At 70.7% G+C, this 17,236-nt stretch carries 16 protein-coding genes; 5 read left to right on the forward strand and 11 right to left on the reverse strand.

Features of this window, described 5'->3' with window-relative positions:
• The first annotated feature begins 2 nt into the window (after window positions 1–2).
• A complete protein-coding gene (locus ACZ7CF_RS04610; protein WP_360398958.1) occupies window positions 3–455 on the forward strand; it encodes a MaoC family dehydratase in 453 nt (150 codons plus the stop codon).
• Here the strand turns inward: ACZ7CF_RS04610 and ACZ7CF_RS04615 are convergent.
• The 8 genes from ACZ7CF_RS04615 to ACZ7CF_RS04650 form a co-directional block, all read right to left on the reverse strand.
• A complete protein-coding gene (locus ACZ7CF_RS04615; protein ID WP_470368826.1) occupies window positions 442–1,011 on the reverse strand; it encodes a TetR/AcrR family transcriptional regulator in 570 nt (189 codons plus the stop codon). The two genes, ACZ7CF_RS04610 and ACZ7CF_RS04615, sit on opposite strands and share 14 nt — an antisense overlap.
• A gap of 95 nt (window positions 1,012–1,106) precedes the next feature.
• Window positions 1,107–1,649 carry a 3'-5' exonuclease gene (locus ACZ7CF_RS04620; protein WP_470368827.1) on the reverse strand — a complete coding sequence of 181 codons (543 nt, stop codon included), beginning with the start codon at window positions 1,647–1,649 and terminating at the stop codon, window positions 1,107–1,109.
• Window positions 1,650–1,671: 22 nt separating this feature from the next.
• A complete protein-coding gene (locus ACZ7CF_RS04625) occupies window positions 1,672–2,382 on the reverse strand; it encodes a hypothetical protein (RefSeq protein WP_360398967.1) in 711 nt (236 codons plus the stop codon).
• Complete coding sequence (locus ACZ7CF_RS04630) at window positions 2,369–3,805, reverse strand: vWA domain-containing protein (protein WP_470368828.1); 1,437 nt, start codon at window positions 3,803–3,805, stop codon at window positions 2,369–2,371. The genes ACZ7CF_RS04625 and ACZ7CF_RS04630 overlap by 14 nt, the downstream gene beginning before the upstream one ends.
• The gene (locus ACZ7CF_RS04635) at window positions 3,802–4,923 is read right to left on the reverse strand and encodes a hypothetical protein (protein WP_470368829.1); all 1,122 of its coding nucleotides are present in this window, start codon (window positions 4,921–4,923) and stop codon (window positions 3,802–3,804) included. The genes ACZ7CF_RS04630 and ACZ7CF_RS04635 overlap by 4 nt, the downstream gene beginning before the upstream one ends.
• A gap of 90 nt (window positions 4,924–5,013) precedes the next feature.
• Window positions 5,014–5,772: an SDR family NAD(P)-dependent oxidoreductase gene (locus ACZ7CF_RS04640; protein ID WP_360398976.1), complete on the reverse strand. Its 759-nt coding sequence runs from the start codon at window positions 5,770–5,772 to the stop codon at window positions 5,014–5,016.
• Window positions 5,773–5,786: 14 nt separating this feature from the next.
• Window positions 5,787–6,983 (reverse strand): acetyl-CoA C-acetyltransferase, encoded by a 1,197-nt coding sequence (locus tag ACZ7CF_RS04645; RefSeq protein ID WP_470368830.1) that lies wholly within the window; start codon window positions 6,981–6,983, stop codon window positions 5,787–5,789.
• An 11-nt stretch (window positions 6,984–6,994) separates the two neighbouring features.
• Window positions 6,995–8,140: an acyl-CoA dehydrogenase family protein gene (locus ACZ7CF_RS04650; protein ID WP_360399273.1), complete on the reverse strand. Its 1,146-nt coding sequence runs from the start codon at window positions 8,138–8,140 to the stop codon at window positions 6,995–6,997.
• A gap of 94 nt (window positions 8,141–8,234) precedes the next feature.
• Between ACZ7CF_RS04650 and ACZ7CF_RS04655 the strand changes: the two genes are divergently transcribed.
• Window positions 8,235–8,858: a TetR/AcrR family transcriptional regulator gene (locus ACZ7CF_RS04655; protein WP_360398982.1), complete on the forward strand. Its 624-nt coding sequence runs from the start codon at window positions 8,235–8,237 to the stop codon at window positions 8,856–8,858.
• On the opposite strand, the gene ACZ7CF_RS04660 is transcribed toward ACZ7CF_RS04655, so the two are convergent.
• Window positions 8,851–9,123 (reverse strand): GlsB/YeaQ/YmgE family stress response membrane protein, encoded by a 273-nt coding sequence (locus ACZ7CF_RS04660; RefSeq protein ID WP_360399276.1) that lies wholly within the window; start codon window positions 9,121–9,123, stop codon window positions 8,851–8,853. The genes ACZ7CF_RS04655 and ACZ7CF_RS04660 overlap by 8 nt on opposite strands.
• 105 nt (window positions 9,124–9,228) lie before the next feature.
• The gene (locus ACZ7CF_RS04665; RefSeq protein WP_470368831.1) at window positions 9,229–10,008 is read right to left on the reverse strand and encodes a sporulation protein; all 780 of its coding nucleotides are present in this window, start codon (window positions 10,006–10,008) and stop codon (window positions 9,229–9,231) included.
• 179 nt (window positions 10,009–10,187) lie between these two features.
• Here ACZ7CF_RS04665 and ACZ7CF_RS04670 point away from each other — a divergent pair, with 179 nt between their 5' ends.
• The 3 genes from ACZ7CF_RS04670 to secA2 all read left to right on the forward strand — a co-directional run bounded on the left by ACZ7CF_RS04670 (window position 10,188) and on the right by secA2 (window position 16,803).
• On the forward strand, window positions 10,188–13,112 hold the full coding sequence (locus ACZ7CF_RS04670; protein WP_470368832.1) for a carboxyl transferase domain-containing protein: 2,925 nt from the start codon (window positions 10,188–10,190) through the stop codon (window positions 13,110–13,112).
• A gap of 11 nt (window positions 13,113–13,123) precedes the next feature.
• The gene (locus ACZ7CF_RS04675) at window positions 13,124–14,422 is read left to right on the forward strand and encodes an MFS transporter (RefSeq protein WP_360398991.1); all 1,299 of its coding nucleotides are present in this window, start codon (window positions 13,124–13,126) and stop codon (window positions 14,420–14,422) included.
• A gap of 95 nt (window positions 14,423–14,517) precedes the next feature.
• On the forward strand, window positions 14,518–16,803 hold the full coding sequence (gene secA2 / locus ACZ7CF_RS04680; protein WP_360398994.1) for an accessory Sec system translocase SecA2: 2,286 nt from the start codon (window positions 14,518–14,520) through the stop codon (window positions 16,801–16,803).
• 117 nt (window positions 16,804–16,920) lie between these two features.
• On the opposite strand, the gene ACZ7CF_RS04685 is transcribed toward secA2, so the two are convergent.
• Window positions 16,921–17,232: a hypothetical protein gene (locus ACZ7CF_RS04685; protein WP_458434456.1), complete on the reverse strand. Its 312-nt coding sequence runs from the start codon at window positions 17,230–17,232 to the stop codon at window positions 16,921–16,923.
• Window positions 17,233–17,236: the final 4 nt, after the last annotated feature.

The following is a 17,236-nucleotide window of genomic DNA, read 5'->3' on the forward strand; positions in this document are numbered from 1 at the left end:
CCATGCGCGCGTTCGAGAGCATCGACGAGCTGGTCGCCGCGAAGGGCGAGCACCTCGGGTTCGGCGAGTGGCACGAGGTCACGCAGGAGCAGGTCAACCTGTTCGCCGACGCGACGCTGGACCACCAGTGGATCCACATCGACGTCGAGAAGGCCGCACAGGGCCCGTTCGGCGGCCCGGTCGCGCACGGCTACCTGACGTTGTCGCTGGTGCCGTACCTGGTGCGCGACGTCTACACGGTCAAGAACATCAAGATGGGCGTGAACTACGGCAGCAACAAGGTCCGCTTCCCGCAGCCCGTGCTCGTGGGCGCGCGGGTGAGGGCCGGGGTGGAGCTGCTGGACGTCTCGGACATCGCACTGGGCAAGCAGCTCGTCACGAAGGTCGTCGTCGAGATCGAGGGCAGCGACAAGCCCGCGTGCGTCGCCGAGATCGTCAGCGTTATCGTGCCGTGATCGAGTGGATCAGCAGGTCCGCGTAGTGCTCCGCCAGCCGCCCGGCCGGGATCTCCCCGTCCGGGCGGTACCAGGTGCCCAGCTGGTGCAGTGAGCCGAAGAAGTAGTGGGTGGCGACGTCGGCCGGCACGTCGGAGCGGAACGACCCGTCGCGCTGCCCTTCTTCGACCAGGCCGCGGAACCGCTCGTGGTAGCGCCGCCGTTCGGCGCGCACCTCCTTCTGCTTCTCGGCCGAGAGGTGGTTCATCGACCGGAAGAACACCTTGGCGGCGTCGAAGTCCTCGATGCTCGTGATGATCACGTCGACCGCGGCCTCGCGCAGCCGCGCGGTGACCGGCCCGTCGCCGGAGACGATCTTCTCCAGGTGTTCGGTCTGCAGGCGCAGCAGCCGCCCGTAGATCTCGTGCAGCAGGTCGTCCTTCGACCCGAAGTAGTGGTACATGGCGCCCTTGGTGACGCCGGCGTGTTCCACGACCTCCTGCACGGCGACCCGTTCGTAGCCCTTGTCCGCGAACAGGCGGGTGGCGGCGTCGATCAGTCTTTCAGGCACGGTCACGCCCGGAGCGTACCGCCAGGGCGTCGGGAACCCGGGCAATGACCAGCCGCTGGACGGTTGCCGTCGAATCCACAGTGGACTCCCCGCCGGTGTGATCACCTCCTGAGCAGCCCGGCCAGCAGGCCCGCGATGTTGTGGGCGTCGTCGTGGCCGCGGTGGTGCGTGCCGTCGAGGCGCTGACCGGCGATCCGCAGCGCCTCGGCCATCCCGACCTCCCGCGGCAACGCGTGCGCCAGCGCGAACAACGTCTTGACGTTGAGGTGCCGGGGCCCGAACGGGTACTCCACCCCCAGTGCGGCGCACTGCTGCTCGAACATGATGCGGTCGTAGTTGCCGTACGACGCCCAGACGCGGTCGGCGGAGCGGTACTCCTTGCGCAGCAACGCACACGCCTCGGCGAACGGGACACCGCCCGCGACCTGCCCCGCGGTCAGCGTCGTGAGCCGGGTGCAGAAGGGGCTGACGGACGACAGCACCGGCCGCACGAGCACGCTGCGCCGCTCACCCCGCTTCCCCGAGCTCACCTCGAGCGGGCTGATCCCGATCTCGATGATCTCCGAGACCTCGCCGGGCGGCGGCGTGCCCTCCCAGCAGGTCGACTCGACGTCGACGACCAGCACGTGGTCCAGTGCGATCACGTGTCGATCATCCCCGCCCCGTCTACTGGAACACGACGACGGGCAGCACGACGACCTCGCCGGCCTCGGCGTTCCACGACTGCACCTTGCCCAGGCAGCGCGCGTTGAACTGCCCCGGCGGCAGCGTGTCGCGCAGGCTCGCCCGGTCGCACTCCACCCGCACCCGGTGCTCGCCCGCGGAAGCGAGCAGCACCGCCCGGTCACCGGCGTCGTCGCCGAGCTCGAACCGGCCGTGCAGCGACACGTAGTCGCGGATGTCGTTGAGCCGGGTGGCCCGGCCACGCCGCCACGCCTCGTCCGCGGTGATGGTCCGCGTGGTCAGGTCGACGTCCACGACGCCGTGCGCGGCCCGCAGCCCTGCCAGGACCACGCCGATCACGTCGATCTCCGTGGCCGGTTTCTCGTAGGTGTCGGTGTTCTGCTCCACCACCGACCCGTCCACACCGATGCCGAACTCGTTCGGCCCGACCTGGAGCTTGCCGTTCTTGGTGACGGTGATCTGCTTGACGAACTGCCGGGTGACGGCGTCGTCGTAGCGGCCGACCTTGCACAGGTTGATCATCCGCTGGCCGTGCACGTAGAACAGCAGGCCCGGCACCTCCGGCTGCGGGTCGCGGCGGCGCATCCAGTGCACGGCCAGCGCGACGACCACGACGAGCGCGGCCAGCGTCACGCCCCACAGCAGGAGCCAGCCCCACAGGACCGACCACCAGAGCCCTCTATCGACATCCACGGATCTCCCTCACCGCCTGCGGCAACGACGTCGCGCCGGCGTCCACGAGCCGGCCGCCACTGGCCTGCGCCACGCGGTCGAGCTCCGCGCGGTCCGCCTCACCGAACCGGATGGGGTACACCGGCACCTCGCCCCGCCCGACCCGCAGGAACTCGTCCACCGACGGGCCCGCGTTGTTCTCGCCGTCGGTCATCAGCACGACCGCCGTCTCCCCGCGGGCCAGCCGCAGCGCGTGGTCGAGCGCACCCCAGATGGCTGTGTTGTCGCGCAGGTCATCGGACGCGACGACGGCGAGCAACGCGTCGAGGTCGGCCCTCCCGCGCACGGTCACCGAGCGCTCTTCCAGCACGGTGCCCGCGAACCGGACGATCGTGACCGTCTCGCCGACGTAGAAGCGGTCGAACCCGGTGAGCGACGCGAACGCCTCGCGCAGCGCGGTGATCCGCTCGCCGCGCATGGACGTCGAGTAGTCCAGCACGAACACGACCTGGCGGCCCTCGCCCGCCCGGTCGTGGAACACGAGCAGCCGGTCGAGCACCTCCTGCCGGTCCGGGAAGTACAGGGCGGTGCCGATGTCGGCGGTCAGCCGCCGGTCGCGCGGTGCGGCCGGGTCGACCGGGCGCCGCCAGGTGCGTTCGGCGATCATCCGCTGCGCGGGCGGTGACCGCAGCCAGTCCACGACCCGGTCGTAGGCGGTCCGGTGCGCGGGGTCGACCAGCATCAGCGGGTAGTCCGACAGCACGATCCCGTCGCGCGGGTACACGAGCTCCAGCGGTTCGGGGAGCCGCCCGGAGGCGTTGAGCGCCAGCAGCTCCGACTCGTGCGCGACGACGCCGTCGACGGTGTCGTCGGCAGAGCGCCGGACGAGCTCGGCCACCGGGTCGGGCACGTCGAACGCCCGCCCGGCGAGGAACCCCTGCAGGCGGTCGCAGCTCACGTCCTCCGGCCGCAGCGCCGCACCGGTGCCCGCGGCCGCGGTGGCCACCCCGATGAGCGCGGCCATCCCGCCACCGGACACCCGCGGGTCGGCCATGCCGTAGCGGAACTCCCCCACCGCCGCCCGGTCCGCGACGTCGGCCCACGTCGGCCGCTCCCCCAGCACGGCCCGCCGGCCCGGCCGCACGCCCAGCACCACCGGGGAGGTCATGATGCTCGCCGACAACGCTGGCTCGGCGCCGCGCAGCCGCAGGAACCGGTTGCTGGACAGCCACGCCAGGTCGAACTCGGCGAGCGACCGGCTGGCCTCGACCGTGCCGCGGTGCTCGACCGCCAGCTCGACACCGGTGGCGCGCCTCAGCTCGGCCAGCACCGGGGCGAGGTCGGCGAGCTCGGGGCTCGCCAGCACCCGCAACCGCACCGGCGGAGGTGAGCTGGAGGTGCACGCGGTCAGCACGAGCAGCAGCACCGCGGCGACGACCCTCACCGGCAGTCGCCGACGACGTCGAGCATGCGCTCGAAGAACTCGGCCTTGGGCAGCGGCACCCGGCCGGCCTGGCCCACCGGTGGCTGCGGCAGCCCGTGCTCGGTGATGACGCGGCCGAAGTCCTGGTCGGTCTCCCCGCTCCAGCCCAGCGGGTGGAACCCGAGCTCGACGGCGCGGCGGCGCAGCTGCGGGTCGTTCATCATCAGCTCGCCGATCCGGTCGCCCTCGGGCGTGAACGAGATGAGCTCGGGCGTGCTCTGGTGCTGCGCCGTCGGGTAGAGCAGCACGCGGTCGCGGTCGAGCTGTTCCCGCCGCAACTGATATGCGATGTACTGGTGCTCGTACATCACCGCGATGACCGCGTGCGTGCGTCCTTCCGGCACGAAGAACTTCGGCGACATGTCCTCACCGGCCTGGCCCTGCGCGGCGATGTGCGGTTTGACCAGCAGCCCCAGCTCCTCCGCCTCCCGCAGGCTCTGCACCGGTTCGTCGCGCAGCGCGGCCGCGTAGAACCCGACGAGGGCCGCGCCCGAGTAGGCCTTGCACGGGTCCGGTGACTGGGCGACAACGAGGTTGTTGTTGCTCAACCCGAGGTCGCTCCACCTCTGCTCGGACAGCGCCATGAACTTGTCGAGGTCGAGGTCGTAGAACAGCGGCGCGGGGTTCTCGTCGTGCGCCACGGCGGCGCCCGCCCGCCTCAGCGCCTCGGCGTGCTCGCGGAAGGTGGCGAGCACGACCGGGGTGAAGAACGGGCGGAACGGCACCGCGTGCTTGCCCTCGCGGCGTGCCTTGACCCGTTCGTTCGCCACGTGCCCCGACGGGAACACGAAGTGGTAGCTGTCCAGGTCGGGGCTGTCGGCGAGGTCGCGCGACCCGATCGGGGTCACGTGCACCTGGTAGCCGCGCGCCATCAGGATCTGCTTCACCTGCTCGTCCTGGAAGAACTCCCGCTTCGACGCGAGCATCACCCGCACCACGGTGGTGCTCCGGAACGGCCCGGTGACGTGCCCGGTGACCAGCAGCACCACCAGCCCGGCGACGAACACCACGAGCGGCGGCGCGAACCACAGCAGGAAACGTCTTCGCGGGTCGACCGCCTTGAACTCCGGCTCCTGCACGACTCCCCCTCATGCCGAAAAGCCCCCGACGAGGATTAGACGCGTCGAGGGGGCTCTTGGCACTAGGCCGTTCAGGCAGTGGTCACGGGCTCAGACGATGACCGCTCCACCGTCGACCACCAGCGTCTCACCGGTCACGTAGCCACCGGCGGGCGAGGCGAGGAACACGACGGCCGCGGCCAGCTCCTCCGGGTCGCCGATGCGCCCCGCGGGCAGCGCCGCCCGCATCTTCTCCAGGTAGCCGGGCGGGTACTGGTCGGTCATCTCCGAGGCGAAGAACCCGGGGCAGATCGCGTTGACCCTGATGCCCTTGCGCCCGGTCCACTGCTGCGCGAGGTCGCGCGTCAGGCCGAGCAGACCGGCCTTCGACGCCGAGTACGCGGCCTGCGGGATGCCGCCGGTCACGAGTCCGAGCACGCTGGAGATGTTGATGATCGAACCACCGGCGGTCATCACCGCGGCGGCGGCCTGCGCCATCCAGTAGGCGCCGTTGAGGTTCACGTCGATCACGCCGAGGAACTGCTCCGGCGTCTCCCGCGAGGCCGGCACCGCCGACGCCACACCCGCGTTGTTGACGAGCACGTGCACCGGGCCGAACTCGGCGGCGGCACGCGCCACCTCCCGGCAGTCGTCGGGCTGCGAGACGTCGGCCTGCACCACCAGGGCACGGCGGCCGGTCGACTCGACCAGCGCGGCGGTGTCCTTCAGCCGGTCCGCGCGACGGGCCGCGAGGACGACGTCCGCACCCGCCTCCGCGAGGCCCTTGGCGAACGCGACGCCGAGGCCGGAGGACGCGCCGGTGACGATCGCGACCTTCCCGTCGAGGCGGAACTTGTCGAGGATGCCCACTTGGCCAGAACCCTTCAGCTCAGTCGTTCCAGGACGATCGCCATGCCCTGGCCGCCGCCGACGCACATCGTCTCCAGCCCGAACTGGGCGTCGCGGGCCTGCATGCCGTTGATCAGCGTGGTCATGATCCGGGCGCCGGTCGAGCCGAACGGGTGGCCCAGCGCGATGGCGCCGCCGTGGACGTTCAGCCTGTCGAGGTCGATGCCCAGTGCGCGCTGGCTGCCTAGCACCTGCACGGCGAACGCCTCGTTGATCTCCACCAGGTCGATGTCCGAAATGGACATACCGGCGTGCGCAAGCGCTTGCTGCGTCGCTTCCACCGGTCCGAGGCCCATGATCTCCGGCGAAAGCCCGGACACACCGGTGGACACGATGCGTGCCAACGGGGTCAGGCCGAGCTCACGGGCCCGCACGTCGCTCATGACCACGACCGCGGCGGCGCCGTCGTTGAGCGGGCAGCAGTTGCCCGCGGTGACGGTGCCCCCGGGGCGGAACGACGGCTTGAGCGCCGACACCGCCTCGTAGGTCACGCCGGCGCGCGGACCGTCGTCAGTGGACACGACGGTGCCGTCCGGCAGCGTCACCGGCGTGATCTCGCGGGCGAAGAACCCGTCCGCGATGGCCTTCTCCGCGAGGTTCTGCGACCGGACCGCGAACTCGTCCTGGTCGTGCCGGGAGATGCCCAGCTGCGTGGCGACGTTCTCCGCGGTCTGCCCCATCGCGATGTAGTAGTCGGGCAGCTTGCCGTCCGACCGCGGGTCGGTCCACGGGGCGTTGGACGCGGCGGTGTCCTGGGTCCGCTGCTGCGCCTCGTCGAAGAGCGGGTTGGACGACGGCACGCCGGAGTGCAGGTACCGCGAGACGCACTCGACGCCGGCGGAGATGAACGCGTGGCCCTCGCCCGCTTTGATCGCGTGGAACGCCATGCGCGCGGTCTGCACCGAGGAGGCGCAGAACCGGTTGACCGTCGTTCCCGGCAGGGTGTCGTGGCCGAGCTGCACGGCCACCCGCCGCGCGATGTTCTGGCCGTGCTCGTCCTGCGGCTCGGCGCACCCGAGGTGCAGGTCGGTGATCTCGGTGGCGGGGACGTTCGCCAGCGCCGCGGCGATCACCTGCGCGGCGAGGTCGTCGGGCCGCAGTGAGGCGAGCGACCCCTTGCGCGCACGGCCGATCGGCGAGCGGGCGGTGGAAACGATGACGGCTTCAGCCATGTCGCACTCCCCTACAGGCCCAGGTCGCGGCCGATGAGTTCCTTCATGATCTCGTTGGAGCCCGCCCAGATCTTCGTGACGCGGGCGTCCATCCACGCGCGGGCGACGCGGTACTCGGTCATGTAGCCGTAGCCGCCGTGCAGCTGCACGCAGGCGTCGATGACCTCGTTCTCGATGTCGGCGCTCCAGTACTTCGCCTGCGCCGCCTCGACCGCGGTCAGCTCCTTGCGCACGTGCTGCACCGTCAGGTTGTCCACGAACGCCTGCGTGACGTCGAGCTTGGTGCGCAGCTCCGAGAGCAGGAACTTGTTGTGCTGGAACTTGCCGATCGCCTGCCCGAACGCCTTGCGCTCCTTCACGTACTCCAGGGTCTCGTCGAAGATGCCCTGGGCGTGCGCGAGGTTCGAGATGGCGGCGCCGATGCGCTCCTGCGGCAGGCGTTCCATCATGTAGATGAAGCCCTGGCCCTCCTCACCGATCATGTTCTCGGCGGGCAGCCGGACGTCGGAGAAGAACAGCTCCGCGGTGTCGGAGGGGTGCTGGCCGACCTTGTCGAGCTTGCGGCCGCGCTCGAAGCCGGGCATGCCGGTCTCGACGGCGAACAGCGTGATGCCGCGCGCGCCCTTGGCCGGGTCGGTGCGGGCAGCGACGACGATCAGGTCGGCGGTGTAGCCGTTGGTGATGAACGTCTTGGAGCCGTTGAGGACCCAGTCGTCACCGTCGCGCACGGCGTTCGTCTTCAGCGCGGCGAGGTCGGAGCCGCCGGACGGCTCGGTCATCGCGATGCCGGTCTTCAGCTCACCGGTGCACATGCCGGGCAGCCAGCGCTGCTTCTGCTCCTCGGTGCACAGGTCGACCAGGTACGGGGCCACGACGTCGCCGTGGATGCCCAGCGACGACGCGACGGCGGCGTTGACCCGGCACAGCTCCTCGGCGAACACGGCGTTGAAGCGGTAGTCGTTCGCGCCGCTGCCGCCGTAGGACTCCGGGATCTCCAGGCCGAGCAGCCCCTGACGGCCTGCCTCCAGCCACACGTCGCGGTCGATCACCCGCTGCTCGATGAACTTCTCGACGTTCGGCGCGATCGTGCGGTCGACGAACTCCTTCGCCGACTCGCGGAACGCGACGTGGTCCTCGTTGAACAGCGTCCGCTGCACGATCTTCTCCTCCATACTAAGCGGTTGCTTAGCGCTAAGCGCACGCTTAGCGTGCAGTACGATCGATCACCTGTCAACACGCGAGGAGCGCCCGATGACGACGACCGGCCTGGAGGGCTTCGCGCTGCTCGACGAGACGTGGCGCTCGATCACCCCGGACGCCGCCCGCAGGATGCTCATCGCCGCCGTGCACGCGTTCGCGGACAAGGGATACCACGCCACGACCACCAGGGACATCGCCGCTCTGGCCGGGATGTCGCCGGCCGCGGTGTACATCCACTACCGGTCCAAGGAAGAGCTGCTGTTCAACATCTCGCGGGTCGGCCACGAGACGTCGCTGGCGCTGCTGTCGGGCATCCGCGGCGACGACCCGGTGCAGCGGCTGCAGAACGCGGTCGCGGCGTTCGCGGGGTGGCACGCGGAGTTCCACACGACGGCACGCGTGGTGCAGTACGAGCTGGGCGCGCTCTCCCCGGAACACCACGCGGAGGTGGCGGAGCTGCGCAGGCAGATCGACGGGCGGATGCGGTCGTTCATCTCCGACGGCATCGACGCGGGCGTGTTCGACGTGCCGGACCCGCGGGGCGCGACGCTCGCGGTGCTGTCGCTGTGCATCGACGTCGCGCGGTGGTACCAGCCGGGCGGGCGGCGCACACCGGACGAGATCGGCGCGCTGTACGCCGACCTCGTCCTGCGGATGCTCAGGCCCGCTAGCTGACCCTGTTGCGGCCGTACAGCCCGGCCACGAGCGACACGCCGATCGCGGCGACCACGATCTGCACGATCACCTCGATCCAGTCGATGCCGGGCGTGTCCTCCACGCCCAGCAGCCGCGCGATCCACGAACCGATGAACGCGGCCGCGATGCCGACCAGGATGGTCAGCCAGACCGGGATGTTCTGCTTGCCCGGCGCGAACAGCTTGCCGAGCAGGCCCAGTACCAGGCCGATGACGAGCGCGCCGATGACACCGCCGATGGTCATGACCGCCTCCTCCTCGATGGTGTTCGGATCTCCTTCGATCATCCCTTCGGACGCCGAGATCCGCAGCACGAGGAGCAGTGCGGTGGGCCTTTCGGCCCTATCGGGTTACCAGCGGCTGCCGGAGACCTGGCTCATCCACTGGGCGATGGTGGCGGTCCAGTCGGTGCCCACCGACTGCTCGTGCGTGACGGCGAACCGGCCGTAGGCGTCGCCGCCGGCGCGCAGCAGACCGGCGCGCTTGTCGGCCTCCAGGATCACGTGCAGGTGCTGCGGGGTAGTGACGAAGGTCAGCTCGACCTGCTTGAGGCGGCCCGCGAACTGCGGCGGCGGGTAGAACTCGATCTCCTGGTAGAACGGCAGCGTCTGCGGCACGCCGTGGATGCGGCCGCGCTCGTTGTCGGCCTTGGTGAAGCGGAAGCCCATCTGCCCGAACGCCTGCAGCACCACGTCCTGCGAGGGCAGCGGGTGCACCCAGATCGGGTCGAGGTCGCCGGGGTCGACCGCGCCGCGGACCTCCAACTCGGTGCGCAGGCCCAGCTGCATGCCCGCGAGCTGCATGCCGCCGACGACGTTCAGCGGGCACTCGACCGGCACCGGGATCTGGAACGGCAGCGACAGGTTCTGGTGCGGCTGCGCCAGGATGCGCTGGCCCACGGAGAACTTGTGGAACTCCATGTTGGTGTTGTACTCGTTGTCGCCGCTCTCGACCTCGACGCGGGTGAGCAGCGCCAGCGTCACGTGGTCGATCTCGGCCGGGTGGTCGCCGCCGGCGATCCTGACCTCGCCGCTCAGCACCTCGCCCGGCCGGACGTTCGGGTTGGTCAGGACCGTGTCGACAGTCGGCCCGCCCACGCCGAACGCGCGCATCATCCTCTTGAACACCACTGCGGCCTCCTGAAGCCCTTCGCACCTGTGCGGCGAGTCTGCCTGCTGGATCGTCCGTTCGCGCCGAACCGTTCCGTGGACGTCCCATTCCCCCGATCGGTTCCGTGTGGACTTCTGTTGACCTCAGATGGCAACATGCGACCGCCGTCACATACTAAGCGGTCGCTCAGGAGGTTGCAGTGCTGTTGGTCGCCAACCGGGGCGAGGTCGCCGTGCGCGTCCTGCGCGCCGCCGCTGACCTGGGAATCCGCACCGTGGCGGTGTACGCCGAGGACGACGCGTCGTCGCTGCACGTGACGCTCGCGGACCGGGCCGTCGCGCTGCGTGGACCGGCCCCCTACCTGGACGCCGAGCAGCTCCTCGACGCCGCTGAGGGCTGCCGGGCCGTGCACCCCGGCTGGGGGTTCCTGTCGGAGAACGCGGCGTTCGCACGGGCGTGCCGGGACCGCGGCCTCGCGTTCGTCGGGCCGTCACCGGAGGTGCTGGAGCTGCTGGGCGACAAGCGGCGGGCCCGCGAGCTGGCCGCGTCGCTGGGCATCCCGGTGCTGGACGCGGTGCCCGGCGAGTTCCCGGTGATGGTGAAGGCCGTCGCGGGCGGCGGTGGCAAGGGCATGCGGGCGGTGCACGACCCGGCGGACCTCGACGCCGCGATCGAGGCGTGCCGTGCGGAGGCGCTGGCGGCGTTCGGCGACGACGACGTCTACTTCGAACGGTTGCTGCCCTCCGCACGGCACATCGAGGTGCAGCTGGTCGGCACCGCGGTCCTCGGCGACCGCGACTGCTCGCTGCAGCTGCGGCACCAGAAGGTCGCCGAGATCGCCCCCGCGCCGCTGCTCGACCCCGCGCTGCGCCGGGCGCTGCACTCCGCGGCGGCCGCGATCGCCACCGCCGCCGGGTACACCGGCGTCGGCACGGTGGAGTTCCTGGTCTCCGGCGACGAGTTCGCGTTCCTGGAGGTCAACCCGCGGCTGCAGGTCGAGCACACGGTGACCGAGGTGGTGTCCGGAGTGGACCTCGTGCGCACCCAGCTGCTGCTGGCGCAGGGCGGCGACGTCGACGTCACGCCGCTGGACCGGGGCAGCGCCGTGCAGCTGCGGGTGAACCAGACCTCCGGCGGGACGCTGTCGGTGTTCCAGCCGCCGTCCGGGCCGGGCATCCGGGTCGACACGCACGCCTACCCCGGCTACCGGGTCGGGACGCGCTACGACGGGCTGCTCGCGAAGCTCGTGGTGCACGGCGAGGACCTGGGCGTGGCGCTCACCCGTGCACGGCGGGCGCTGGGCGAGTTCCGGGTCGAGGGCGTCCCGACCAACCTGGAGTTCCTGCGGACGCTGCTGACCCGCGACGTCGTCGGCGTGCCGACCGACTTCCTCGTCGAGGAACCGGCCGATGGCATGCGGGCCCCGCTGGCGGGGACCGTGGTCGCGGTGGCGGCGGACTCCGTCGTGCTCGAAGCGATGAAGATGCAGCACGTCGTGCGCGTGTCCGGCGAGGTGCTGGTCGCCGTCGGGGACACGGTCGCCGCCGGTCAGCCGCTCGCCTCCGGCGCCGGTGAGTCCGCTGAGGACGCCGCACCGGCTGACCCGGCGGAGGTCCGGCCCGACCTGGCCGAGGTGCTGCACCGGCACTCCTTCGACCGGCCCGAGTCCGCGGCACGGCGGCACGCGGCCGGTGGCCGCACCGCACGGGAGAACATCGCCGACCTCTGCACGGACTTCGTCGAGTACGGCGGTCTGGCGATCGCCGCCCAACGCGCGCGCCGGTCGTTGCCCGAGCTCATCGAACGCACGCCCGCCGACGGCATGGTGGCCGGCATCGGTGTCGTGAACGGGCAGCGGATCGTGGCGATGTCGTACGACTACGCGGTGCTCGCCGGTACCCAGGGCCTGCGCAACCACCAGAAGAAAGACCGGCTCTTCGCGTTGGCACGGCAGGAGAACCTGCCGGTGGTGCTGTTCGCCGAAGGCGGTGGCGGGCGGCCCGGCGACACCGACCACAGCATGGTCAGCGGGCTCGACTGCGGCTCGTTCCACGCGTTCGCGCAGCTGAGCGGCCAGGTGCCGCTGGTGGGCGTGGTCGCGGGGCGGTGCTTCGCCGGCAACGCGGTGCTGCTGGGCACGTGCGACGTGATCATCGCGGTCGAGGGCGCGAACATCGGCATGGGCGGCCCGGCGATGATCGAGGGCGGCGGGCTCGGCACGTTCCGCCCGGAGGACATCGGGCCGTTGGACGTGCAGGTGCCCAACGGTGTCGTTGACGTCGTGGTCGGCTCCGAAGAAGAAGCCGTTGCCGTGGCCCGCCAGTACCTCTCGTACTTCCAGGGGCACCAGTCGTCGTGGGAGTGCGCGGACCAGCGCCTGCTGCGCCACGCCGTCCCGGAGAACCGCCTGCGCGCCTACGACGTGCGCCCGATCATCGACACCCTCGCCGACACCGGCTCCGTCCTGGAACTGCGCAGGGGCTTCGGCAGGGGCGTCGTCACCGCGCTCGTCCGCGTCGAGGGCCGTCCGCTCGGCGTCATCGCCAACGACCCGCACGTCCTCGGTGGCGCCATCGACGCCGACGCCGCCGACAAGGCCGCCCGCTTCCTGCAGCTGTGCGACGCGTTCGACCTCGCCGTCGTGAGCCTCTGCGACACCCCCGGCTTCATGGTCGGCCCGGACGCCGAGCGCACCGCCACCGTCCGGCACCTCACCCGCATGGTCGTCACGGGCGCGAACCTGTCCGTCCCCTTCGGACTCGTCGTGACCCGCAAGGCCTACGGGCTCGGTGCCCAGGCCATGGCCGCCGGCAGCCTCAAGGTCCCCCAGTTCGCCGTCTCCTGGCCCACCGGTGAGTTCGGCCCCATGGGCCTCGAAGGGGCGGTGAAGCTCGGGTTCAGGCGCGAGCTCGACGCCATCGAGGACCCGCAGGAACGCGCCGCGCGCTACGACCACATGGTCGCGGCGGCGTACGAACACGGCAAAGCGCTCAACGTCGCGTCGGTCTTCGAGATCGACGACGTGATCGACCCCGCGGACACCCGCCGGTGGGTCGCGACGGCGCTCGCCCCCTCAGCTTCCCGCCCCCAAGGGAAGAAACGCCCGTTCGTGGACACCTGGTGAGGAGCACCCCCGTGGTCAGTGTCGCCCCGGAACAGAAGACCTTGCGCAGGCTCATGGCAGCCGGTCTGGCCGGATCCAGCATCGAGTGGTACGACTTCTTCATCTACGCGACCGCGGCAGCGCTCGTCTTCCCGAAGCTGTTCTTCCCGGAAGCGACGCCGCTGGTCGCGCTGCTGCTGTCGTTCAGCACCTTCTGGGCGGGCTTCGTCGCCCGCCCCATCGGCGGCCTGGTCTTCGGGCACGTCGGTGACCGGTTCGGCCGCAAGCCGGCGCTGGTCATCTGCCTCGCCATGATGGCCGGTGCCACGTTCCTGATCGGCCTGCTGCCGACCTCGGCCAGCATCGGCGTCGGCGCTCCCCTGCTGCTCGTCGTGCTGCGGTTCCTGCAGGGCATCGCCGTCGGCGGCCAGTGGGGCGGTGTCGTCCTGCTGCTCACCGAGTCCGCAGGACCGCGCCGCCGCGGGTTCGCGGGCACGTTCGGGCAGGCCGGTGTGCCGATCGGCGTGTTCCTCGGCAACGTCGCCTTCATCGCCGCCACCACGACGATGAGCCAGGAGGCGTTCGCCTCGTGGGGCTGGCGCGTGCCGTTCCTCGCGAGCGCCCTGCTGTTCCCGGTCGTGCTGTTCATCCAGCTCAAGGTCGAGGACAGCCCGGTGTTCCGCGAGCTGCAGCAACGCCGCGCCGCCGGTCCCGCCGTCGTCCACGCTCCCCTGAAGGAGGCCCTGCGCTCGCACCGCAGGCAGATCCTGCTCGGCGCCGGCCTGATGTTCGCCTCGAACGCCATCTTCTACGTCTCGATCGCGGGCGTGCTGTCGTACGCGACCACGACGCTGGGGCTGGCGCGCGAGTCCGTGCTGATGGTGAGCCTGCTGTCCTCGCTCGTCGGCATCCCGGTGATCCTCTACGCCGGTGCGCTGTCGGACCGGCTGGGCCGCCGACCGCTGATCATCGCGGGCACGGTCGGCATGCTCGTCTGGGCGTTCCCGTACTTCCTGCTGGTCGACACGGGCTCGCTGCTGTGGATGTTCGTGGCCACGACCGTCGGCGGCATCGCGACCTCGCTGGTCTACGGGCCGATCGCCGCCTACCTGGGTGAGCTGTTCGCGCCCGAGGTCCGCTACTCGGGCGCGTCGCTGGCCTACCAGCTGGCGTCGATCCTGGTCAGCGGCGGTACGCCGGTCATCATGACGGCGCTGCTGGGCGCGACCGGGACCTCGCTGTCGGTGTCGGCGTTCCTGCTGCTCATGGCGGTGGTGACACTGGTGTCGGTGCTGCGGCTGCCGGAGACGCACCAACCGGAACAGGCCTGATCACGGCTGTGGAGGCCCGGATGAACCCGACAATCCGGGCCTTCACAGTCAAGACCTCTGCGGAACCTCGCGGCAATGCCGTACGTTGCTGCGTCGTGACCACTCTCATGGCGCGCTTCAAGCAGCGGATGCGCCGGTTCGCGCAGAAACCGGCGTCGATCGACCTCGCACCGTTCTCGGCCCGGCTCGCTGACGTGGACAAACACGCCGAGGCGTTCAAGGCGTTCAGCGACGAGGAGCTGACGGCCCACGCCGTGAAGCTGCGCGAGGAGTGCACCGACACCGAGCTGGTCGCGCTGACCAGGGAGGCCGCGGACCGCGCCATCGGGCAGCGGCCGTTCGACGTGCAGGTGCTGGGCGCGCTGGGCCTGCTCAACGGCCTCGTCGTCGAGATGGCCACCGGTGAGGGCAAGACGCTCGCCGGCGCCATGGCCGCGGCCGGGTTCGCGATCAAGGGCAAGCGCGTCCACGTGGTCAGCGTCAACGACTACCTGGCCCAGCGCGACGCCGAGTGGATGGGGCCGCTGTACCGGCTGCTCGGCGTCAGCGCCGGGTGGCTCAATGGCAGCTCCAAGCACGAGGAGCGGCGCGACGCCTACCAGTGCGAGGTCACGTACGCACCGGTCAGCGAGATCGGGTTCGACATCCTGCGCGACCGCATCGCCACCCGGCCGGAGGACCTGATCGTCCCCGAGCCCGAGGTCGCGCTGATCGACGAGGCCGACTCGGTGCTCGTCGACGAGGCCCGCGTGCCGCTCGTGCTGGCCGGTTCGACCAGCGCGGAGGCCGCCGACCCGGTGATCGCCGACCTGGTGAAGCGGCTGCGGCAGAACCTGCACTACGAGATCGACGACGAGGAGCGCAACGTCTTCCTCACCGGCGCGGGCTCCGAGGCCGTCGAGCGCGCGCTGGGCGAGATCGACCTGTACTCGCAGGAGCACGTCACCTCGACGCTGTCGAAGGTCAACGTGGCCCTGCACGCGCAGGTCCTGCTGCACCGCGACGTCGACTACATCGTGCGCGACGGCAAGGTGCACCTGATCAACGACACCCGCGGCCGCGTCGCGAAGCTGCAGCGGTGGCCGGACGGCCTGCAGGCCGCGGTCGAGGCCAAGGAGAACGTGCAGACGACCGAGTCGGGCGAGATCCTCGACTCGATGACCGTGCAGGCGCTGCTGTCGCGGTACCCGACGCGGTGCGGCATGACCGGCACGGCCGTGGCGGTCGCGGAGACCCTGCGCGAGTTCTACTCGCTCGAGGTCCTCGTGATCCCGCCGAACAAGGAGAACATCCGCGAGGACGAGCACTTCCGCCTCTACGCGACGCTGGAGCAGAAGGAAGCCGCGATCGTCGAGGAGATCAAGACCGCGCACGAGAGCGGGCGCCCGATCCTCGTCGGCACGCTCGACGTCGCCGAGTCGGAGCGGATCTCCACGAAGCTGCGCAAGGCCGGGCTCGAGTGCGTGGTGCTGAACGCGAAGAACGACGCCGAGGAGGCGGCGATCATCGCCGACGCCGGCTCGTTCGGGCGCATCACCGTGTCCACGCAGATGGCCGGTCGCGGCACCGACATCCGCCTGGGCGGCCACGAGGGCGAGGACCACGACCGCATCGCCGAGCTGGGCGGCCTGTACGTGGTCGGCACCGGCCGGCACTCGTCCTCCCGCCTCGACGACCAGCTGCGCGGCCGCGCCGGACGCCAGGGCGACCCCGGTGGCTCGGTGTTCTTCTCGTCACTGCAGGACGACCTCATCACCCAGTACGCGCCCGACGCCGAGGACCCGTCCGAAGTGGACACCGACGGCCGGGTGCGCGACAAGGGACTGCTGCACACCTTCGAGCACGCCCAGCGCGTGGCCGAGGGCGTGGACCTGGAGATCCACCGCAACACGTGGCGCTACAACAAGCTGATCGAGCACCAGCGCGACCTGCTGCTCAAGCACCGGGACGTGGTGCTGCGCACGGACGCCGCGTTCGAGAAGCTCGGCGAGAAGGAGGGTGCGCCCGACGAGATCGCGGCGGAGGCGGCGCGCGGGATCACGCTGTTCTTCCTCGACGACCTGTGGACGCACCACCTGACGTTCCTGTCCGACCTGCGCGAGGGCATCCACCTGCGCGCGCTGGCGCGGCAGAACCCGCTCGACGAGTTCCACCGCGAGGCCATCCCGGCGTTCAACAAGATCGTGCCGGAGTCGTGGGAGCTCGCGAAGGAGAAGTACGAGGCAGCGAAGATCACCGACGACGGCTACGACCTCGCCGACGCCGGGGTGAAGCGCCCCAGCTCGACGTGGACGTACCTGGTGCACGACAACCCGTTCGGCTCCGGGCTGGAGGAGACGATGAAGGGTCTGGTCAAGATGGTGCGCGGCCAGCGGCGCTGACCGTCACGGGCCGGACCGTCACGAGCAGGACCGTCGCTGCCCGGCCGTGACGGTCCGACGGTCGCGGCTCGACCGTCGCGGTCCGATCATCGCGGCTCGACCGTGCCGGTCCGATCGTCACGATCTGGGCAGCAGGTCGTCGGCCGCCCTGGCGGGCCTGGGCAGTTCCTCGGCCCGCGTGACCGCCCTCGCCGGGGTGGCCGCGGGTCTGGCCGCCACCGCGGGCGCGGCCGTGCTCCTGCTCGCCGTCGTCATCTCCTCGGAGAGCGTCCTGATCTCCGCGAGGATGTCGAGGTGCTCCTGCGACGGCGGTGGTCCCACGAAGTTGGACCTGTTGTGCGCCGTCCGTTCCGCTCGCTCGGCCAGTTGGCGGATGCGGCGGAGGAGATCGTGCTCCCCGTTGGGGGGCAAGAAGTCCGTCTGCTCCATCACC

It is taken from the genome of Lentzea sp. NPDC036955, from assembly GCF_055608005.1.